Consider the following 18,519-nt stretch of genomic DNA (forward strand, 5'->3'; position numbering starts at 1 on the left):
CTTCGCTCCCACACGGACATCCCACTTCGCAGCCCTCCGCCCCACCGGATAGGACCGGCGGGGCGGAGTCGAGGGGCATTCGCCAACGGCGTCCGCCTTCGCGGAGCCGCCCCCTCCCGTGATGCCGAGGTCTACTTCTTGTCGAGCAGGTCCTGCACCTTGCCGCGTACCTCGTCCGTGGCCAGACCGCGGATCGTCAGCGTGGTGCGGCGGCGCAGCACGTCGTCCGCCGTCTCGGCCCACTCGTGGTCCCGGGCGTAGACGACCTGCGCCCAGATCTCGGGGGCGTCGGGGTGGACGCGCTGCCCCAGCTCGGGGTCGTCGTTCGCCAGCCGCGCGATGTCGAAGGCCAGCGAGCCGTAGTGGGTGGCCAGGTGCTTGGCGGTGTCGGCGGCCATGCGCGGGCCGGGCGCCGGGTTGTCCACCAGCAGCCGGTGGGCGACCGCACGCGGGTTGGCGACACCGGGCAGCGGCAGCTTCTTCGGCAGCGAGGAGATCGGCTCGAAGTCGTCACCGAGCGGGTGGCCCGGCAGCGCCTCCAGCTTCTGCATCACCGTACGGCCGATGTGCCGGAACGTGGTCCACTTGCCGCCCGCGACGGACAGCATCCCGCCCCGGCCCTCGGTGACGACCGTCTCGCGCTTGGCCTTGGCGGTGTCGCCGGGCCCGCCCGGCAGCACCCGCAGACCCGCGAAGGCGTACGTGATGTTGTCACGGGAGAGCTGCTGGTCGCGGACGGAGAACGCGGCCTCGTCGAGGATCTGCGTGATGTCCTTGTCGTTGACCGCGACGTCCGCCGGGTCGCCCTCGAACTCCTCGTCGGTGGTGCCCAGGAGCAGCATGTCCTCCCAGGGGAGGGCGAAGGTGATGCGGTACTTGTCGATCGGGGTCGCGAGCGCGGCCTTCCACGGCGAGGTCCGCTTCAGGACCAGGTGCGCGCCCTTGGACAGCCGGATGGACGGCGCCGCGTTCGGGTCCTCCATCTTGCGCAGGTGGTCGACCCAGGGACCGGTCGCGTTCAGCACCAGCCGGGCGTTCACCCCGAACTCGTCACCGGAGGTGCGGTCCTTCAGGTCCGCGCCGGTGACCCGGCCGCGGGTGAAGCGCAGACCGGTGACCTCGGCGTGGTTGAGGACGACCGCGCCCGCCTCGACGGCCGCGCGGACCGTCATCAGCGCCATGCGCGCGTCGTTCATCTGGTCGTCGCCGTACACGGCCACGGCCTTGAGGTTCTCGGTGCGCAGCTCGGGCACGTCCTGCGCGGCCTTGGCGGGGGAGAGCAGGTGCCCGACCCCGTCGCCGAAGGCCGACAGGGCGGAGTAGGCGAACACGCCCGCCCCGAGCTTCGCCGCGCCGTGCGGCCCGCCCTTGTACACGGGGAGGTAGAACGTGAGCGGGTTCGCCAGGTGGGGGGCCACCTGGCGGGAGACCGCACGGCGCTCGAAGTGGTTCTCCGCCACCAGCTTCACCGCGCCGGTCTGCAGGTAGCGCAGACCGCCGTGGAGCAGCTTGGAGGAGGCGGAGGAGGTGGCGCCGGCGAAGTCGCCGGCGTCGACCAGGGCCACCCTGAGGCCGGACTGCGCGGCGTGCCAGGCGGTGGAGATGCCCAGGATGCCGCCGCCGATCACGAGAAGGTCGTACGACGCCTTGGAGAGCTGCTCCCGGGTCTCGGCGCGGCTCGGGTTCGAGCCGGAGGCCGGGTGCGTCCCCAGGGCAGGCACGGAACTCAGGGTGGACTGACTGGTCATGTCGGGTTCTTACTCCTCATCAGAGCTGGGCGCGTGGGGCGGGGGTCAGCTCTCGTCCTCGATCCAGCCCATGGTCCGCTCGACGGCCTTGAGCCAGGTCTTGTACTCACGGTCGCGGGTCTCCGCGTCCATGCGGGGGGTCCACTCGGCGGCCCGCCGCCAGTTGGCGCGCAGGTCGTCGGTGCTGGTCCAGAAGCCGACGGCGAGGCCGGCGGCGTAGGCGGCGCCGAGGCAGGTGGTCTCGGCGACCATCGGGCGCACCACGGGGGCGTCCACGAAGTCCGAGAGGGTCTGCATCAGCAGGTTGTTGGAGGTCATGCCGCCGTCGACCTTGAGGGCCGCGAGCTCGACGCCCGAGTCCTTGGTCATGGCGTCCGTGATCTCACGGGTCTGCCAGGCGGTGGCCTCCAGGACGGCGCGGGCGAGGTGCGCCTTGGTGACGTACCGGGTGAGGCCGGCGATCACACCGCGGGCGTCGGAGCGCCAGTGCGGGGCGAACAGACCGGAGAAGGCCGGCACGAAGTAGGCGCCGCCGTTGTCCTCGACGGAGAGCGCGAGCGTCTCGATCTCGGCGGCGGTGGAGATCAGGCCCATCTGGTCGCGCATCCACTGCACCAGCGAACCGGTGACGGCGATCGAGCCCTCGAGGGCGTAGACCGGCGTCTGGTCGCCGATGCGGTAGCCGACGGTGGTCAGCAGACCCGAGTACGAGTTGATGATCTTCTCACCGGTGTTCATCAGCATGAACGTGCCGGTGCCGTACGTCGACTTGGCCTCGCCCTCGGAGAAGCAGGTCTGGCCGAACAGGGCCGCCTGCTGGTCGCCGAGCGCGGAGGCGACCGGGATGCCGCCGAGCAGGTCGCCGAGCTTGCCGCCGGTGACCTCGCCGTAGACCTCGGCGGAGGAGCGGATCTCGGGGAGCATCGCCAGCGGGACGCCGATGGACTCGGCGATCTTGTCGTCCCACTCCAGGGTGTGGAGGTTCATCAGCATGGTGCGGGAGGCGTTGGTGACGTCGGTGTAGTGCTTGCCGCCGTCGACACCGCCCGTCAGGTTCCAGATGACCCAGGTGTCCATGGTGCCGAAGAGGATGTCGCCCGCCTCGGCGCGCTCGCGCAGGCCCTCGACGTTGTCGAGCAGCCAGCGGGCCTTGGGGCCGGCGAAGTAGGAGGCCAGCGGCAGGCCGGTCTCGCGGCGGAAGCGGTCCTGGCCGACGTTGCGGCCGAGCTCCTTGCACAGGGCGTCGGTGCGGGTGTCCTGCCAGACGATGGCGTTGTGGACGGGCTCACCGGTGTTCCTGTCCCACAGCACGGTGGTCTCGCGCTGGTTGGTGATGCCGATGGCCTTGATGTCGTCGCGGGTGATGCCGGCCTTCTGGATGGCTCCGGCGACGACCTCCTGGACGTTGGTCCAGATCTCGTTGGCGTTGTGCTCGACCCAGCCCGGCTTCGGGAAGATCTGCTCGTGCTCCTTCTGGTCGACCGAGACGATACGGCCGTCCTTGTCGAAGACGATGCAGCGGCTGGAGGTGGTGCCCTGGTCGATCGCGGCGATGAAGGGGCCGGCGGTGTGGGCGTCGGTCACTGAGTGCTCCCGGGGTTCCGTGGGTAAGGGGCTGTCTGTACGGCGCGGTGCTGTTTAAGTGCGGTGAAGGCCGAGGTGATGCTCAGCGTGCTCTTCGTGCTCTTAAGCAAAGGCGACGTTGTAGATGCCTGCAGCGATGGCGCCGCCGATCAGCGGACCGACCACCGGGATCCAGGCGTAGCCCCAGTCGGAGCCGCCCTTGTTGGGCAGGGGCAGGAGGGCGTGCACGATGCGCGGACCGAGGTCGCGGGCGGGGTTGATCGCGTAGCCGGTCGGGCCGCCGAGGGACAGACCGATCGAGACGACCACCAGCGCGGTGACGAGGGCACCGAGGGTGCCGAGGCCGTTGCCCTTGTCGTTCAGACCCTGGGTGAGGACGGCGAGGACCAGCACGACGGTGCCGACGATCTCCGTGGCGAGGTTCTGCCAGGGGACCCGGATCTCCGGGCCGGTGGAGAAGACGCCGAGGACCGGACCCGCGCCCTTCTCCTGGGCCTCGACCGCCTTGGCCGTGGTGGCCTGGGCACCCGGGCCGCCGACGATCTCCTTGTCGGTGAGGTGCGCGTGGAACTGGCCGTAGTAGGCGACCCACACCAGGGTCGCGCCGATCGCGGCGCCCAGCAGCTGGCCCGCCCAGTAGACCGGAACGTTGCTCCAGTCGCCGTCCTTGATCGCGAGCGCGAGCGTCACGGCCGGGTTCAGGTGGGCGCCGGACAGCGGCGCCGAGGTGTAGACGGCCGTGAGCACGGCGAAGCCCCACCCGAAGGTGATGGCGAGCCAGCCGGCGTTGCGGGCCTTGGAGGCCTTCAGGGTGACGGCGGCGCAGACGCCTCCGCCGAGCAGGATGAGTATGGCGGTACCGATGGTCTCGCCGATGAAGATGTCGGAGCTGGACACCCGCGACTCCTTTGTCCTTCGTCCAGGGAAGCCGTTCTCCCCGGGTCCCTCCGGGGGTCTGGCGCCCTCGGGGGTGAGAGCGATTCCGGTCCTTGGCGTTGTCACACTCTAGCGCGTATTGCCGGTAGGTGTTCGACAATGCCGACCGATGGACGGGAGTCTTGCTCCGGCGTTACGTGTGCGTCAAGAGTTCGGTTCTCGAAAACGCGATCGTTACTGATCCCTGGTCTCCACGTGGCGGTCCACGAGGTGGTTCACGCGGTGGACGGCCGGGCGTACGCGGGCATGACGAAGGCCGGGACGCCCCGAGGCGTCCCGGCCGTAGGTCGTTGCTCAGAAGCGCCCGGCGCCCAGGTCCCGCGACACCGCGCGGGCGCAGTCCCGCACCGCCGCGATCAGCTCGGGCCGCAGCTCGCCGTCCCGGCGCAGCCGCTCCACCGCCCCCGTGATGCCGACCGCCCCGACCGGCATGCGCCGCCGGTCGTGGATGGGTGCGGCGAGGGAGGCCACACCCTCCCAGGTCTCCTCCACGTCCGCCGCGTAGCCCCGCGCGCGGGTGACGTCGAGGATGTGCTCGAAGGCGTCCAGGTCGCACACCGTGCGGTCCGTGAACGGCTTGCGGTCGGCCTCCAGGGCCTCGCTGTGCGCCACCGGGTCGTACGCGGACAGCACCTTGCCCAGGGCCGTGGAGTGCAGTGGCTGCATGGCCCCGATCTCCAGCACCTGGCGGCTGTCGTCCGGCCGGAAGACGTGGTGCACGATCAGCACGCCCTGCTGGTGCAGCACCCCCAGATGGACGCTCTCACCGCTGGACCGCGCCAGGTCGTCCGTCCACACCAGGGCCCGTGCGCGCAGCTCGTGCACGTCCAGATAGGTGGTGCCCAGCCGCAGCAGCTCCGCGCCCAGCTGGTAGCGCCCGGAGGTGTCGTCCTGTTCGACGAACCCCTCCTGCTGGAGCGTGCGCAGGATGCCGTGGGCGGTGCCCTTGGCCAGGCCGAGCGCGGAGGCGATGTCGGACAGGCCCAGCCGCCGCTCCCCGCCCGCGAGCAGCCGCAGCATCGCGGCCGCCCGTTCGACCGACTGGATGTTCCGTGCCATCCGCCCTCCTGCCTCCGTCCCCTTCGCCGTCCACGAGCGGCACGCAAGTACCGTCGTTCGGCAATGTCGAACACTACCGGTCCATGTCGACCTCCCGCTAATGGTCGGTCAACACCTGTTACGCCGCCCGACCCCCTGCGGTGACGTGGCGGCAGTGTGACGGTGACCGGCCCCGCACGCGAGCACCGGCACGACCGCGTTCCCCCTCCGCCCCCGTCCGTCCCGTGGACGCCCTGACCATACGGGCCCCGACCCGGCTACCCTGACGGCGTGCGCACTCCTCGGGACGCGCCACCGCACGCATCCCGGGGTCACGCAAAGCCGACAGCCGTCGCATCCGAGGGAGCCCTTCCATGGCCTCTGTGCCGCCGACCCCTTCCGCCGACAGCCGGACCCGCGTGTCCGAGCTCCGCCAGGCCCTGGCCACCCGTGTGGTGGTGGCCGACGGGGCCATGGGCACCATGCTCCAGGCCCAGGAGCCCACCCTGGAGGACTTCGAGAACCTCGAGGGCTGCAACGAGATCCTCAACCTCACCCGGCCCGACATCGTCCGTTCGGTCCACGAGGCCTACTTCGACGCGGGCGTCGACTGCGTCGAGACCAACACGTTCGGCGCAAACCACACGGCGGCGGCCGAGTACGACATCGCCGACCGCGTGTTCGAACTGTCCGAGGCGGGCGCCCGCATCGCCCGCGAGACCGCCGACGCCTTCGGCGCCCGCGACGGCAGGCAGCGCTGGGTCCTTGGCTCGATCGGCCCCGGCACCAAGCTGCCGACCCTCGGCCACATCGGCTACGGCACCCTGCGCGACGGCTTCCAGGCCAACGCCGAGGGACTGCTCGCCGGCGGCGCCGACGCCCTGATCGTCGAGACCACCCAGGACCTCCTCCAGACGAAGGCCTCCGTCCTCGGCGCCAAGCGCGCCATGGCGGCCACCGGAGCCGACGTCCCCCTGCTGGTCTCCATGGCCTTCGAGACCACCGGCACCATGCTGCTGGGCTCCGAGATCGGCGCCGCGCTCACCGCGCTGGAACCCCTCGGCATCGACATGATCGGCCTGAACTGTTCCACCGGCCCCGCCGAGATGAGCGAGCACCTGCGCTACCTCGCCCGGCACTCCCGCACCCCCCTGCTGTGCATGCCGAACGCCGGTCTGCCGATCCTCACCAAGGACGGCGCCCACTTCCCGCTCGACGCGGAGGGCCTGGCCGACGCCCAGGAGAACTTCGTCCGGGACTACGGCCTCAACCTCATCGGCGGCTGCTGCGGCACCACCCCCGAACACCTCAGGCAGCTCGTGGAGCGTCTGAGGGGCGCCACGCCCGTCGAGCGCGCCCCCCGCCCCGAACCCGGCGCCGCCTCCCTCTACCAGACCGTCCCGTTCCGCCAGGACACCTCGTACCTGGCGATCGGCGAGCGCACCAACGCCAACGGCTCCAAGAAGTTCCGCGAGGCGATGCTGGAGGCCCGCTGGGACGACTGCGTCGAGATGGCCCGCGAGCAGATCCGCGAGGGCGCGCACATGCTCGACCTGTGCGTGGACTACGTCGGCCGCGACGGCGTCGCCGACATGGAGGAACTCGCCGGCCGCTTCGCCACCGCCTCCACCCTGCCGATCGTCCTGGACTCCACCGAGGTCCCCGTCATCCAGGCCGGCCTGGAGAAGCTCGGCGGCCGCGCCGTCATCAACTCCGTCAACTACGAGGACGGCGACGGACCAGAGTCCCGCTTCGCCAAGGTCACCCGGCTGGCCCAGGAGCACGGCGCAGCGCTGATCGCCCTCACCATCGACGAGGAGGGCCAGGCCCGCACCCCCGAGAAGAAGGTCGAGATCGCCGAACGGCTCATCGACGACCTCACCGGGAACTGGGGCATCCAGGAGTCGGACATCCTCATCGACACCCTGACCTTCACCATCTGCACCGGCCAGGAGGAGTCCCGCAAGGACGGCGTCGCCACCATCGAGGCGATCCGCGAGCTCAAGCGCCGCCACCCCGACGTCCAGACCACGCTCGGGCTGTCCAACATCTCCTTCGGCCTCAACCCGGCCGCCCGCATCCTGCTGAACTCCGTCTTCCTCGACGAGTGCGTCAAGGCGGGCCTGGACTCCGCCATCGTCCACGCCTCCAAGATCCTCCCCATCGCCCGCTTCAGCGAGGAAGAGGTCCAGACCGCCCTGGACCTGATCCACGACCGCCGCGCGGAGGGCTACGACCCCCTCCAGAAGCTCATGCAGCTCTTCGAGGGCGCCACCGCCAAGTCCCTCAAGGCCGGCAAGGCCGAGGAACTGGCCGCCCTGCCGCTGGAGGAGCGCCTCAAGCGCCGCATCATCGACGGCGAGAAGAACGGCCTGGAGGCCGACCTCGACGAGGCGCTCCGGACCCGCCCGGCCCTCGACATCGTCAACGAGACCCTCCTGGACGGCATGAAGGTCGTCGGCGAGCTCTTCGGCTCCGGCCAGATGCAGCTGCCCTTCGTCCTGCAGTCCGCCGAGGTCATGAAGACGGCCGTCGCCCACCTCGAACCGCACATGGAGAAGTCCGAGGCCGACGGCAAGGGCACCATCGTGCTCGCCACCGTGCGCGGCGACGTCCACGACATCGGCAAGAACCTCGTCGACATCATCCTGTCCAACAACGGCTACAACGTCGTCAACCTCGGCATCAAGCAGCCCGTGTCCGCGATTCTCGACGCCGCCCAGGAACACCGCGCCGACGTCATCGGCATGTCCGGCCTCCTGGTCAAGTCCACGGTGATCATGAAGGAGAACCTGGAGGAGCTCAACCAGCGCGGTCTGGCGGCGAACTACCCGGTCATCCTCGGCGGCGCCGCCCTCACCCGCGCCTACGTCGAACAGGACCTCCACGAGATCTACCAGGGCGAGGTCCGCTACGCCCGCGACGCCTTCGAGGGCCTGCACCTCATGGACGCCCTCATCGGCGTCAAGCGCGGCGTCCCCGGCGCCAAGCTCCCCGAGCTCAAGCAGCGCCGCGTCCGCGCCGCCGCGGGCGCCGTGGCCGTCCAGGAACGCCCCGAGGAGGGCCACGTCCGCTCCGACGTCGCCACCGACAACCCCGTCCCCGAGCCGCCCTTCTGGGGCACCCGCGTCATCAAGGGCATCCAGCTCAAGGAGTACGCCACCTGGCTCGACGAGGGCGCCCTCTTCAAGGGCCAGTGGGGCCTCAAGCAGGCCCGCACCGGCGACGGACCGACCTACGAGGAACTCGTCGAGACCGAGGGCCGCCCGCGGCTGCGCGGCCTGCTGGACCGCCTCCAGACGGAGAACCTCCTGGAGGCCGCCGTCGTCCACGGCTACTTCCCCTGCGTGTCCAAGGACGACGACCTGATCATCCTCGACGAGCACGGCAACGAGACCACCCGCTTCACCTTCCCCCGCCAGCGCCGCGGCCGCCGGCTCTGCCTCGCGGACTTCTTCCGCCCCCAGGAATCGGGCGAGACCGACGTCGTCGGACTCCAGGTCGTCACCGTCGGCTCCCGCATCGGCGAGGAGACCGCCAAGCTCTTCGCGTCCAACTCCTACCGCGACTACCTCGAACTGCACGGCCTGTCCGTCCAGCTCGCCGAGGCCCTCGCCGAGTACTGGCACGCCCGGGTCCGTTCCGAGCTGGGCTTCGCCGGCGAGGACCCGGCGGACGTCGAGGACATGTTCGCCCTGAAGTACCGCGGCGCCCGCTTCTCCCTCGGCTACGGCGCCTGCCCCGACCTGGAGGACCGCGCCAAGATCGCCGCCCTGCTGAGGCCCGAGCGGATCGGCGTCCATCTGTCCGAGGAGTTCCAGCTCCACCCCGAGCAGTCCACGGACGCCATCGTCATCCACCACCCCGAGGCGAAGTACTTCAACGCACGGTGACACCCGTGTCACTGAGCACACTGATCCGATAAGTCGTACACTGGTCGGTCCACTGCAGGCCGGTTCCCCAGCGGGAACCGGCCTGCTCGTCCCTCAAAGGAGGTACGTGGATGACCAGCACGGTACCCGCGCCCCTGACCCGAACGGCCGAGGGCTCCGCCCTCGAGGCGGTGCTCCTCGACATGGACGGCACCCTGGTGGACACCGAGGGCTTCTGGTGGGACGTCGAGGTGGAGATCTTCGCCGGTCTCGGCCACGCCCTCGACGACTCCTGGCGCCATGTCGTGGTCGGCGGCCCGATGAGCCGCAGCGCCGGGTTCCTGATCGAGGCGACCGGAGCCGACATCTCCCTGCCCGAACTCTCCGTCCTGCTCAACGACGGCTTCGAGGACCGCATCACCCGCGCCCTGCCCCTGATGCCGGGAGCCGCCCGGCTGCTCGCCGAGCTGGCCGAGCACGAGATCCCCACGGCCCTCGTCTCCGCCTCCCACCGCCGCATCATCGACCGCGTCCTGACCTCGCTCGGCCCCCAGCACTTCACGCTCACCGTCGCCGGCGACGAGGTCGCCCGCACCAAGCCGTACCCCGACCCCTACCTCTTCGCGGCCGCGGGACTCGGCGTGGACCCGGCCCGCTGCGCCGTCGTCGAGGACACCGCGACCGGGGTCGCCTCGGCCGAGGCGGCGGGCTGCCATGTGGTGGCGGTACCCTCCGTGGCCCCGATCACCGCCGCCGTACGACGCACCGTGGTGCCCTCCCTGGAACAGGTCGACCTGCCTTTTCTGCGCGGTCTGATGCCCCTGTGACTCCGCTTGTGCTCCGCTCCGATGATCACCCCCGCGATCATTGGTGATCCTCTCGATGACGGAATTCGCCGTACGCGTTCACCGAGCGTGCACCGCCGATAGGAAGGTAATTCGGCGGGTGTACGCGCGGCGGAATTCCGATCTTCTGTAACGGTTGCATTGCGGACGAACGCAGACTGTTGACGGTGTGACCTTCCCCACGTCGGACGGGGTCGACAGAGGGTCAGCCCTGTGCCCAGACGTCACCTTCCGGGCTTTTGGTCGCGCCCTTGTGTCCCGATTGATGGACAGCTGCGCGAATCGTTCCGCTCATGATTCTTCAATGCGTTCGCATACGGTTTCGCTCCGTGATGGGCTTTCAACTCCGGCCGCGGCGAACCCTCGTGCCGGTCCGGACTAATCTCTTCGCGGAACATCACCCCTATCCCCGTGCTCCGCTGCGACAACCTTGCATGCCGGGTACACGGACCGACAGCTCTGGAGAAACTCGAGCATGAACCGCAAGACTTTGGTGCTGCCGGCCGTGGTCGGTCTGCTCGCGCCCGTACTCGCCGCCTGCGGCGGGGCCGACAGCGGGAGCGGCGGCGGCGACGCCATCGTCGTGGGCACCACCGACCGGTTCACCGCCACGAAGGCCGCCCCTGCGCCGCTCGATCCCGCCTACGCCTACGACGTCGGCACCTGGAACATCCTGCGCCAGACCGTGCAGACCCTGATGATCGTGCCCAAGGGCGACGGCGACCCCGTCCCCGAGGCCGCGCAGTCCTGCGGATTCACCGACAGCGGCAACGAGCGCTACGCCTGCAAGCTCCGGGACGGGCTGAAGTTCGCCAACGGCGACGCCATCACCGCCGCGGACGTCAAGTTCTCCATCGACCGCGCCCGCTCCATCAAGGCCGACACCGGCGTCTTCGCCCTGCTGTCCACCATCGACACCGTCGAGACGCAGGGTGACAACGAAGTCATCTTCCACCTCAAGACCGCCGACGCCACCTTCCCGTCCAAGCTGTCGACCCCCGTCGCCGGCATCGTCAACCCCGACGACTACGAGAAGAACAAGCTGCGCGAGGGCTTCGAGGTCGACGGCTCCGGCCCGTACACCCTCAAGGCCGAGACCGACGGCGACGCCATCACCAAGGCCGTGTTCACCAAGAACCCCAACTACAAGGGGACTTTGAAGGTGAACAACGACGAGGTCGACATGGTGTCCTTCGACGACGCCGACGCCATGGACACCGCCCTCGAGAAGGGCGACATCGACCTGATGACCCGCACCATGTCCCCGGAGCAGATCAAGAAGCTCTCCGACGCCTCCGCCGACAGCGACATCGACCTCGTCGAACTGGCCGGCCTCGAGATCCGCTACCTGGCCTTCAACACCGACGCCCCCGTCGTGAAGACCAAGGCCGTACGCCAGGCCATGGCCCAGGTCATCAACCGCAACGAGCTGGTCTCCCAGGTCTACGGCTCCCAGGCCGAAGCCCTCTACTCGCTCGTCCCGGCCTCCGTCACCGGACACTCCAACGCCTTCTTCAACAAGTACAGCGACCCGAGCGTCACCAAGGCCAAGGCCCTGCTCGACGCCGCGAACATCACCACCCCGGTGAAGCTCACGCTGAACTACACGACCGACCACTACGGTCCGGCCACCAAGCAGGAGTTCGCGCTGCTGAAGAAGCAGCTCAACGACAGCGGACTGTTCGACGTCACCGTCAAGGGCACCGCCTGGGACACCTTCGCCCCCGCCGAGCGCAAGGGCGAGTACGCCGTCTACGGCATGGGCTGGTTCCCCGACTTCCCCGACGCCGACAACTTCCTCGCGCCGTTCCTCGACAAGGACAACACCCTCAACTCGCCGTACACCAACAGCGACATCATCAACAAGCTGATCCCGCAGTCCCGCCGCGAGGCCGACCGCATCTCCGCCGGCAAGAGCCTCACCGAGATCCAGGACATCGTCGCCGACGACGTCCCGATCCTCCCGCTGTGGCAGGGCAAGCAGTACGTCGCCGCCAACACCGACATCACCGGCACCGCGTACGCCCTCAACTCCTCCGCCACCCTCCAGCTGTGGGAACTCGGCCACGGGGTGAGCAACTGAGGAACCCTTGCCGGTCGGGTGATACGTTTTTCGCGGCCGGGGCCCGGGATGGAGCCCCGGAGTGACGCGACCCGACGACAAGGTACTTCGTGAATATCCGTAACCAGTGGCCAGTCCTGCCCATCGTCGCGGGACTGGCCTCCGGCATGTTGACCGGCTGCGGCGCCCAGACCGGGGGCTCGGACGGCGACGGCTCCACCGTGGTGCTCGGGATGTCGGACGACGTCCTCGCCACGGACCCGGCCTCCGGCTACGACCCCGGATCCTGGATGCTGTTCAACAACGTCTTCCAGTCGTTGCTGAGCTTCCCCAAGGGCGCCACCGAGCCCGAGCCCGACGCGGCGCAGGAATGCTCCTTCACCGACCGGCAGGCCAAGGTCTACCGCTGCACCCTCAAGGACGGCCTGAAGTTCTCCAACGGTGACGACCTCACCTCGGAGGACGTCAAGTTCTCCTTCGACCGCATGCTGAAGATCAACGACGACAACGGCCCCGCCGTCATGTTCCCGATGCTCGCCAAGGTCGCGACCCCCGACGCCAAGACCGTCGTCTTCACCCTGAAGGTCCCCGACGCCACCTTCCCCAGCAAGCTCGCCTCCGGCGCCGGCTCCATCGTCGACCACCGCAAGTACGACGCCGACGGCCTGCGGGGGGACGGCGGCGCCGTCGGCTCCGGCCCCTACACCCTCGACTCCTTCGACGAGGACCAGGCCGTCTTCTCCGTCAACGAGAACTACCGCGGCACCGCCGGCGACCCCCAGAACAAGGGCATCACCCTCAAGTTCTTCGGCGGCGACCAGAAGGCCCTCAAGAAGGCCCTCCTCGACGGCGACATCGACATCGCCTACCGCGGCCTCACCGCCGCCGACATCGCCGACATCGACGCCGGCACCGGCGACGACGGCGCCGAGGTCGTCGAAGGCAGCAGCGCCGAGGTCCAGCACCTCGTCTTCAACACCGACGACCCCGTCACCGGGAAACTCGGCGTCCGACGCGCCATCGCCTACCTCATCGACCGCGAAGCCCTCATCCGCGACGTCTACGAAGGCACCGCCGACCCGCTGTACTCGATCATCCCGGCCGGGATAGCGGGCCACAACACCGCCTTCTTCGACCGCTACGGCGCCCGCCCCTCCCAGGCCAAGGCCGCCGCCGCGCTCCAGGAGGAGGGCATCACCGGCAAGGTGAAACTCACCCTCTGGTCCACCCCGTCGCGCTACGGCCCCGCCACCGACCAGGAACTCAAGACCGTCGCCGCCCAGCTCAACGCCAGCGGCCTGTTCGACGCCGACGTCAAGTCCGTCCCCTTCGACCAGTACGAGAAGGACATCGCCGCCGGCAAGTACGGCGTCTACGTCAAGGGCTGGGTCCCCGACTTCCCCGACGCCGACAACTTCACCGCACCCTTCTTCGGCGACGGCAACGTCCTCGCGAACAACTACACCAACAAGACCATCACCGGCACGCTCATCCCGCGCACCGCCGCCCAGAGCGACCGCACCGCCACCGACGACGACTACGCCACCCTCCAGGACATCGTCGCCGACGAACTCCCCGTCCTCCCGATCTGGCAGGCCAAGCAGTACGCCGTCGTCGGCGAGAACGTCTACGGCCTCGAGAACTGCCTCGACGCCTCCACCGTGTTCCGCTTCTGGGAACTCAGCAAGGGCTGACCCCCGGCCGACCACGACGAAGGGCGCCCCCGCCTCGGCAGGGGCGCCCTTCGCGTCGTACCCGCGCGGACTACTGCTGCGCGCCGGGCCGCACCAGACCGCTCTCGTACGCGTACACCGCGGCCTGCACCCGGTCCCGCAGCCCCAGCTTCGTCAGCACATGCCCCACATGCGTCTTCACCGTCGTCTCACTGACGAACAGATCGGCCGCGATCTCCGCGTTCGACAACCCCCGCGCCACCAGCTTCAGCACCTCCACCTCACGGTCCGTCAGGGTGTGCAGCGCGTCCGGCACCGGCTCGTCCCCCGAAGGCAGATGCGTCGCGTACTTGTCCAGCAGCCGGCGCGTGATGCTCGGCGCCAGCATCGCCTCGCCCGCCGCCACCACCCGGATCGCCTGCACCAGCTCATGCGCGGGCGCGTCCTTCAGCAGGAACCCACTGGCCCCCGCCCGCAACGCCTCCACCACGTACTCGTCGAGGTCGAACGTCGTCAGCACCAGCACCTTCGCCGGCCCGTCCCGCCCCGGACCGGTGATCTGCCGGGTCGCCTCCACCCCGTCCATCCGCGGCATCCGGATGTCCATGAGCACCACATCGGGCTGCAGCGCCCGCACCTGGTCCAGGGCCTGAAGACCGTCACCGGCCTCACCGACGACCGCCAGATCCTGCTCCGCCTCCAGGATCATCCGGAAGCCGGTACGCAGCAGCGGCTGGTCGTCGACCAGTAGGACGCGGATGGCCACGTGAGTCTCCTTCGCTAGTCCGGCCCCATTCTGCCCTGCTCGACATCCCCGGACGCCGCCGACCTCACCGGCAGCGGATACGGCGGGGGAGTACCGCCGAACTCCGGACAGTGCGCCTGGTGATCGCACCAGCCGCACAGCTTCGTCGGCCGCGGCCGCCACTCACCCGTCTCCGTCGCCAGCCGGATCGCCTCCCACAGCGCCAGCAGCCTGCGCTCCACCCGCTCCAGATCGGCGAGGTCCGGGTCGTACGTCAGCACGTCCCCACTGCCGAGGTACACCAGCTGCAGCCGCCGCGGCAGCACGTTCTTCAGCCGCCACACCACCAGCGCGTAGAACTTCATCTGGAACAGCGCCCCGTCCGCGTACTCCGCGCGCGGTGCCTTGCCCGTCTTGTAGTCCACGATCCGCACCTCACCGGTGGGCGCCACGTCGACCCGGTCGATGATCCCGCGCAGCCTGAGCCCCGACTCCAGCTCCGCCTCCACGAACAGCTCCCGCTCCGCGGGCTCCAGACGCGTCGGATCCTCCAGCGTGAACCAGCGCTCCACCAGCGCCTCCGCCTCCGCCAGCCAGCCCGCGAGCCGCACGCCGTCCGGATCGTCGGCGAACAACTCCACCACCTCCGGCCGCGTCTCCCGCAACCGGTCCCACTGCCCCGGGATCAACGCCTTCGCCCGCGGCGCCGTCCGCTCCGCCGCCGGCGCGTCGAACAGCCGCTCCAGCACCGCGTGCACCAGCGTCCCCTTGGTGGCCGCCGGACTCGGCTTCTCCGGCAGCCGGTCGATCACCCGGAACCGGTACAACAACGGACACTGCATGAAGTCCCCGGCCCGAGAGGGCGACAGGGACGCGGGAGCCACGGCGGGCCTCACGGGCGCGGGAGCGGGTGCGGCTTCGGGAGAGGGCGCGGGCACGAGGCCCGACCCGCCCCGGTCCGAAACCGGGCCGGCAACGACTCCGGGCCCGTCGGACACCGCGGCAGCCGTGCCCGTATCGGACGCGCTGTTCCCCGAGGCCGGCTCCGGCCCGCCGATCTCGGCGCTCATGACCGGCCCCACAGCTGTCTCGACCCCGCCGGAGGCGATGAGCCCCGCACCCGGCTCGCGCGTGACAGCCCCGGTCTCCTCGGGCCCGCCCGCCCCTGCCGCCGCCTCCGGCCCGGCCCCGGCACTCGCCTCCACCCGGGCCGACTCCTCCACGTCCCCGCCCTCGACGCCCGCCCCGCCGACGCCCTCGCTGCTGCTCTCCATGCCTCAGACCATACGGCCCGCCACTGACAGTCACCCAGCCCCGGCCCGCCCACCCGGCGACGACCGGGGAAACACGGGGGGTGCCGGGGCGGAACGCGTCACGACGGCCGCATACCATCGGTCACAGACCCTTCCGCCCGGCAGGAGCGGGAGACGCTTCGAACGAGGGGACATCGTGGTGGAAAGCGGCGGGAGCGGGCGGCCGCGGCCGGACAGCGAAGAGTCGGCCGAGCACCCCGTCACACCAGCCCCCCAGGCCACCGCCCCGGCGGAACCCGAACCGACCCCGACCGAGGACCGGCCGAGCGAACGCGAGCCCTCCGACGAGCGGGCCGCAGCCGCGGACGCCGACACGGAGGAATCCCCCGACACCCCGCCCACGGAGCCCGCCGAACCCGCCGCGACCCCGCCCGCCGAACCGCAGCCGGAGCCACCGCACGCCGACCGCGGCTGGGCGCACGCGCACGACGGCGAGGGCGCCCGGGGGACCGCCCCCACCGGCATCAAGGGCCCCCCGCCCCGGCGCCCCCCGGAGCAGCCCCGCGGCGGACTGCTCATGGGACGGCCCTTCGGCGTGCCCGTCTACGTGGCCCCCAGCTGGTTCCTCGTCGCCGCCCTGATCACCTGGGTCTTCGGCGGACAGCTCGACCGCGTCCTGCCCGAACTCGGCGCCGCCCGCTACCTCGTCTCCCTGTTCTTCGCGGTCGCCTTCTACGCCTCCGTCCTCATCCACGAGCTCGCCCACACCATCGCCGCCCTCCGCTTCAAACTCCCCGTCCGCCGCATCCAGCTCCAGTTCTTCGGCGGCGTCTCCGAGATCGAGAAGGAAGCCGAGACCCCCGGCCGCGAGTTCTGGCTCGCCTTCGTCGGCCCCCTGCTCTCCCTCGTCCTCGCCGGCGTCTTCTACGCCGCCATGCAGCCCGTCGAGCCCGGCACCGTCCCCGGCGTCCTCCTGGCCGGCCTGATGATCTCCAACCTCATCGTGGCGATCTTCAACCTCCTCCCCGGCCTCCCCCTCGACGGCGGCCGCATGCTCCGCGCCGTCGTCTGGAAGATCACCGGCAAACCCATGAGCGGCACCATCGCCGCCGCCTGGGTCGGCCGGGCCCTCGCCGTCTCCGTCCTCATCGGCCTCCCCCTCCTCACCCACTCCGGCGCCCTCGGCTCCAGCGCCGAGGACAGCGTCGGCATGGACACCGTCACCGACGCCCTGCTCGCCGCCATCCTCGCCGCGATCATCTGGACCGGCGCCGGCAACAGCCTGCGCATGGCCCGGCTCAGGGAACACCTCCCGGAACTGCGCGCCCGCACCCTCACCCGCCGCGCCGTCCCCGTCGAGACCGACACCCCCCTCTCCGAGGCCCTGCGCCGCGCCAACGCCGCCGGCGCCCGCGCCCTCGTCGTCGTCGACGCCCACGGCGAACCCCTCTCCCTCGTCCGCGAGGCCGCCATCGTCGGCGTCCCCGAACACCGCCGCCCCTGGGTCGCCGTCAGCGGCCTCGCCCAGGACCTCACCGACGGCATGCGCGTCTCCGCCGAACTCGCGGGGGAGGACCTCCTCGACGTCCTGCGGGCCACTCCGGCCACCGAGTACCTCGTCGTGGAGGAGACCGGCGAGATCTACGGCGTCCTGTCCGCCGCCGACGTCGAGCGCGCCTTCGTCAAGGCGATGGCCCGCCCCTCCTGAAGACACCTCCCCGTGGTCGGCGGCCCCGCCAAACGCCGGTAGGCTGTTCACATGTCCGAACCGACCGGTGCCGCCCGCAGGCGCGGGCCCTTCAAGGTCGGGGACCAGGTTCAGCTGACCGACCCCAAGGGCCGCCACTACACGTTCACGCTCGAGGACGGGAAGAACTTCCACACCCACAAGGGTTCCTTCCCGCACGACGAGCTGATCGGCGCTCCCGAGGGCAGCGTTGTCCGCACCACCGGTAACGTCGCCTACCTCGCGCTGCGCCCCCTGCTCCCCGACTACGTCCTGTCCATGCCCCGCGGGGCAGCCGTCGTCTACCCGAAGGACGCGGGGCAGATCCTCGCCTTCGCCGACATCTTCCCCGGCGCCCGCGTCGTCGAAGCCGGCGTCGGCTCCGGCTCGCTCAGCAGCTTCCTGCTGCGCGCCATCGGCGACCAGGGCATGCTGCACTCCTACGAGCGCCGCGAGGACTTCGCCGACATCGCCCGGCAGAACGTCGAGCGCTACTTCGGCGGCCCCCACCCCGCCTGGCAGCTCACCGTCGGCGACCTCCAGGACAACCTGAGCGACACCGACGTCGACCGCGTCATCCTCGACATGCTCGCCCCCTGGGAGTGCCTGGAGGCCGTCTCCAAGGCCCTCGTCCCCGGCGGCATCCTCTGCTGCTACGTCGCCACCACCACCCAGCTCGCCCGGACCGTCGAGTCCATCCGCGAGATCGGCTGCTTCAACGAGCCGACCGCCTGGGAGACGATGATCCGCAACTGGCACATCGAGGGCCTCGCCGTCCGCCCCGACCACCGCATGATCGGCCACACCGGCTTCCTGCTCACCGCCCGCCGCCTCGCCGACGGCGTCGAGCCGCCCATGCGCCGCCGCCGCCCCGCCAAGGGCGCCTACGGCGAGGACTACGCCGGCCCCAACGCCGACGGAGGCAACGGCCGCTGACCCGGCCCGCACAGCACGGACAACGACAGGGCGGCGGGGGGGGGGGGGGCGCCGGCGCGCCGGGCCGGGGCCCCGCCCCGCCCCCCCCCGGAGGCCCCCCC

Annotated in this window: 12 protein-coding genes; 6 read left to right on the forward strand and 6 right to left on the reverse strand. The window is 70.4% G+C overall.

Annotation, left to right across the window (positions count from 1 at the left end; all coding sequences use genetic code 11):
* Positions 1 to 131: 131 nt before the first annotated feature.
* From ABZ490_RS50595 to ABZ490_RS50610, 4 genes are all read right to left on the reverse strand, one after another.
* On the reverse strand, positions 132 to 1,748 hold the full coding sequence (locus ABZ490_RS50595; RefSeq protein WP_359007287.1) for a glycerol-3-phosphate dehydrogenase/oxidase: 1,617 nt from the start codon (positions 1,746 to 1,748) through the stop codon (positions 132 to 134).
* Positions 1,749 to 1,793: 45 nt separating this feature from the next.
* Positions 1,794 to 3,332, reverse strand: a complete 1,539-nt coding sequence (gene glpK / locus ABZ490_RS50600) for a glycerol kinase GlpK (protein WP_359007291.1) — start codon at positions 3,330 to 3,332, stop codon at positions 1,794 to 1,796.
* Positions 3,333 to 3,434: 102 nt separating this feature from the next.
* Entirely contained in the window at positions 3,435 to 4,229 is a 795-nt protein-coding gene (locus tag ABZ490_RS50605) for an MIP/aquaporin family protein (RefSeq protein WP_340381996.1), read from the reverse strand.
* Between the two features lie 333 nt (positions 4,230 to 4,562).
* The gene (locus ABZ490_RS50610) at positions 4,563 to 5,327 is read right to left on the reverse strand and encodes an IclR family transcriptional regulator (protein WP_055636781.1); all 765 of its coding nucleotides are present in this window, start codon (positions 5,325 to 5,327) and stop codon (positions 4,563 to 4,565) included.
* Positions 5,328 to 5,680: 353 nt separating this feature from the next.
* Between ABZ490_RS50610 and metH the strand changes: the two genes are divergently transcribed.
* The 4 genes from metH (at position 5,681) to ABZ490_RS50630 (ending at position 13,779) form a co-directional block, all read left to right on the forward strand.
* Complete coding sequence (gene metH / locus ABZ490_RS50615) at positions 5,681 to 9,199, forward strand: methionine synthase (RefSeq protein ID WP_359007296.1); 3,519 nt, start codon at positions 5,681 to 5,683, stop codon at positions 9,197 to 9,199.
* A 110-nt stretch (positions 9,200 to 9,309) separates the two neighbouring features.
* Positions 9,310 to 10,005, forward strand: coding sequence for an HAD family phosphatase (locus ABZ490_RS50620; protein ID WP_359007299.1), 696 nt, complete (start codon positions 9,310 to 9,312; stop codon positions 10,003 to 10,005).
* Positions 10,006 to 10,498: 493 nt separating this feature from the next.
* Entirely contained in the window at positions 10,499 to 12,106 is a 1,608-nt protein-coding gene (locus tag ABZ490_RS50625) for an ABC transporter substrate-binding protein (protein WP_359007302.1), read from the forward strand.
* An 89-nt stretch (positions 12,107 to 12,195) separates the two neighbouring features.
* On the forward strand, positions 12,196 to 13,779 hold the full coding sequence (locus ABZ490_RS50630; RefSeq protein ID WP_359007305.1) for an ABC transporter substrate-binding protein: 1,584 nt from the start codon (positions 12,196 to 12,198) through the stop codon (positions 13,777 to 13,779).
* A gap of 70 nt (positions 13,780 to 13,849) precedes the next feature.
* On the opposite strand, the gene ABZ490_RS50635 is transcribed toward ABZ490_RS50630, so the two are convergent.
* Both ABZ490_RS50635 and ABZ490_RS50640 read right to left on the reverse strand, forming a co-directional pair.
* Entirely contained in the window at positions 13,850 to 14,524 is a 675-nt protein-coding gene (locus tag ABZ490_RS50635) for a response regulator transcription factor (protein WP_067250522.1), read from the reverse strand.
* Between the two features lie 14 nt (positions 14,525 to 14,538).
* Complete coding sequence (locus ABZ490_RS50640) at positions 14,539 to 15,573, reverse strand: RecB family exonuclease (protein WP_359007311.1); 1,035 nt, start codon at positions 15,571 to 15,573, stop codon at positions 14,539 to 14,541.
* Between the two features lie 379 nt (positions 15,574 to 15,952).
* Between ABZ490_RS50640 and ABZ490_RS50645 the strand changes: the two genes are divergently transcribed.
* Together ABZ490_RS50645 and ABZ490_RS50650 are read left to right on the forward strand one after the other, a co-directional pair.
* Complete coding sequence (locus ABZ490_RS50645) at positions 15,953 to 17,464, forward strand: site-2 protease family protein (protein WP_359007308.1); 1,512 nt, start codon at positions 15,953 to 15,955, stop codon at positions 17,462 to 17,464.
* A 51-nt stretch (positions 17,465 to 17,515) separates the two neighbouring features.
* Positions 17,516 to 18,418, forward strand: a complete 903-nt coding sequence (locus ABZ490_RS50650; RefSeq protein ID WP_340382011.1) for a tRNA (adenine-N1)-methyltransferase — start codon at positions 17,516 to 17,518, stop codon at positions 18,416 to 18,418.
* The last annotated feature ends 101 nt before the right edge of the window (positions 18,419 to 18,519 follow it).

The sequence above is a fragment of the Streptomyces sp. NPDC005811 genome, from assembly GCF_040630405.1.
GTDB lineage: Bacteria > Actinomycetota > Actinomycetes > Streptomycetales > Streptomycetaceae > Streptomyces.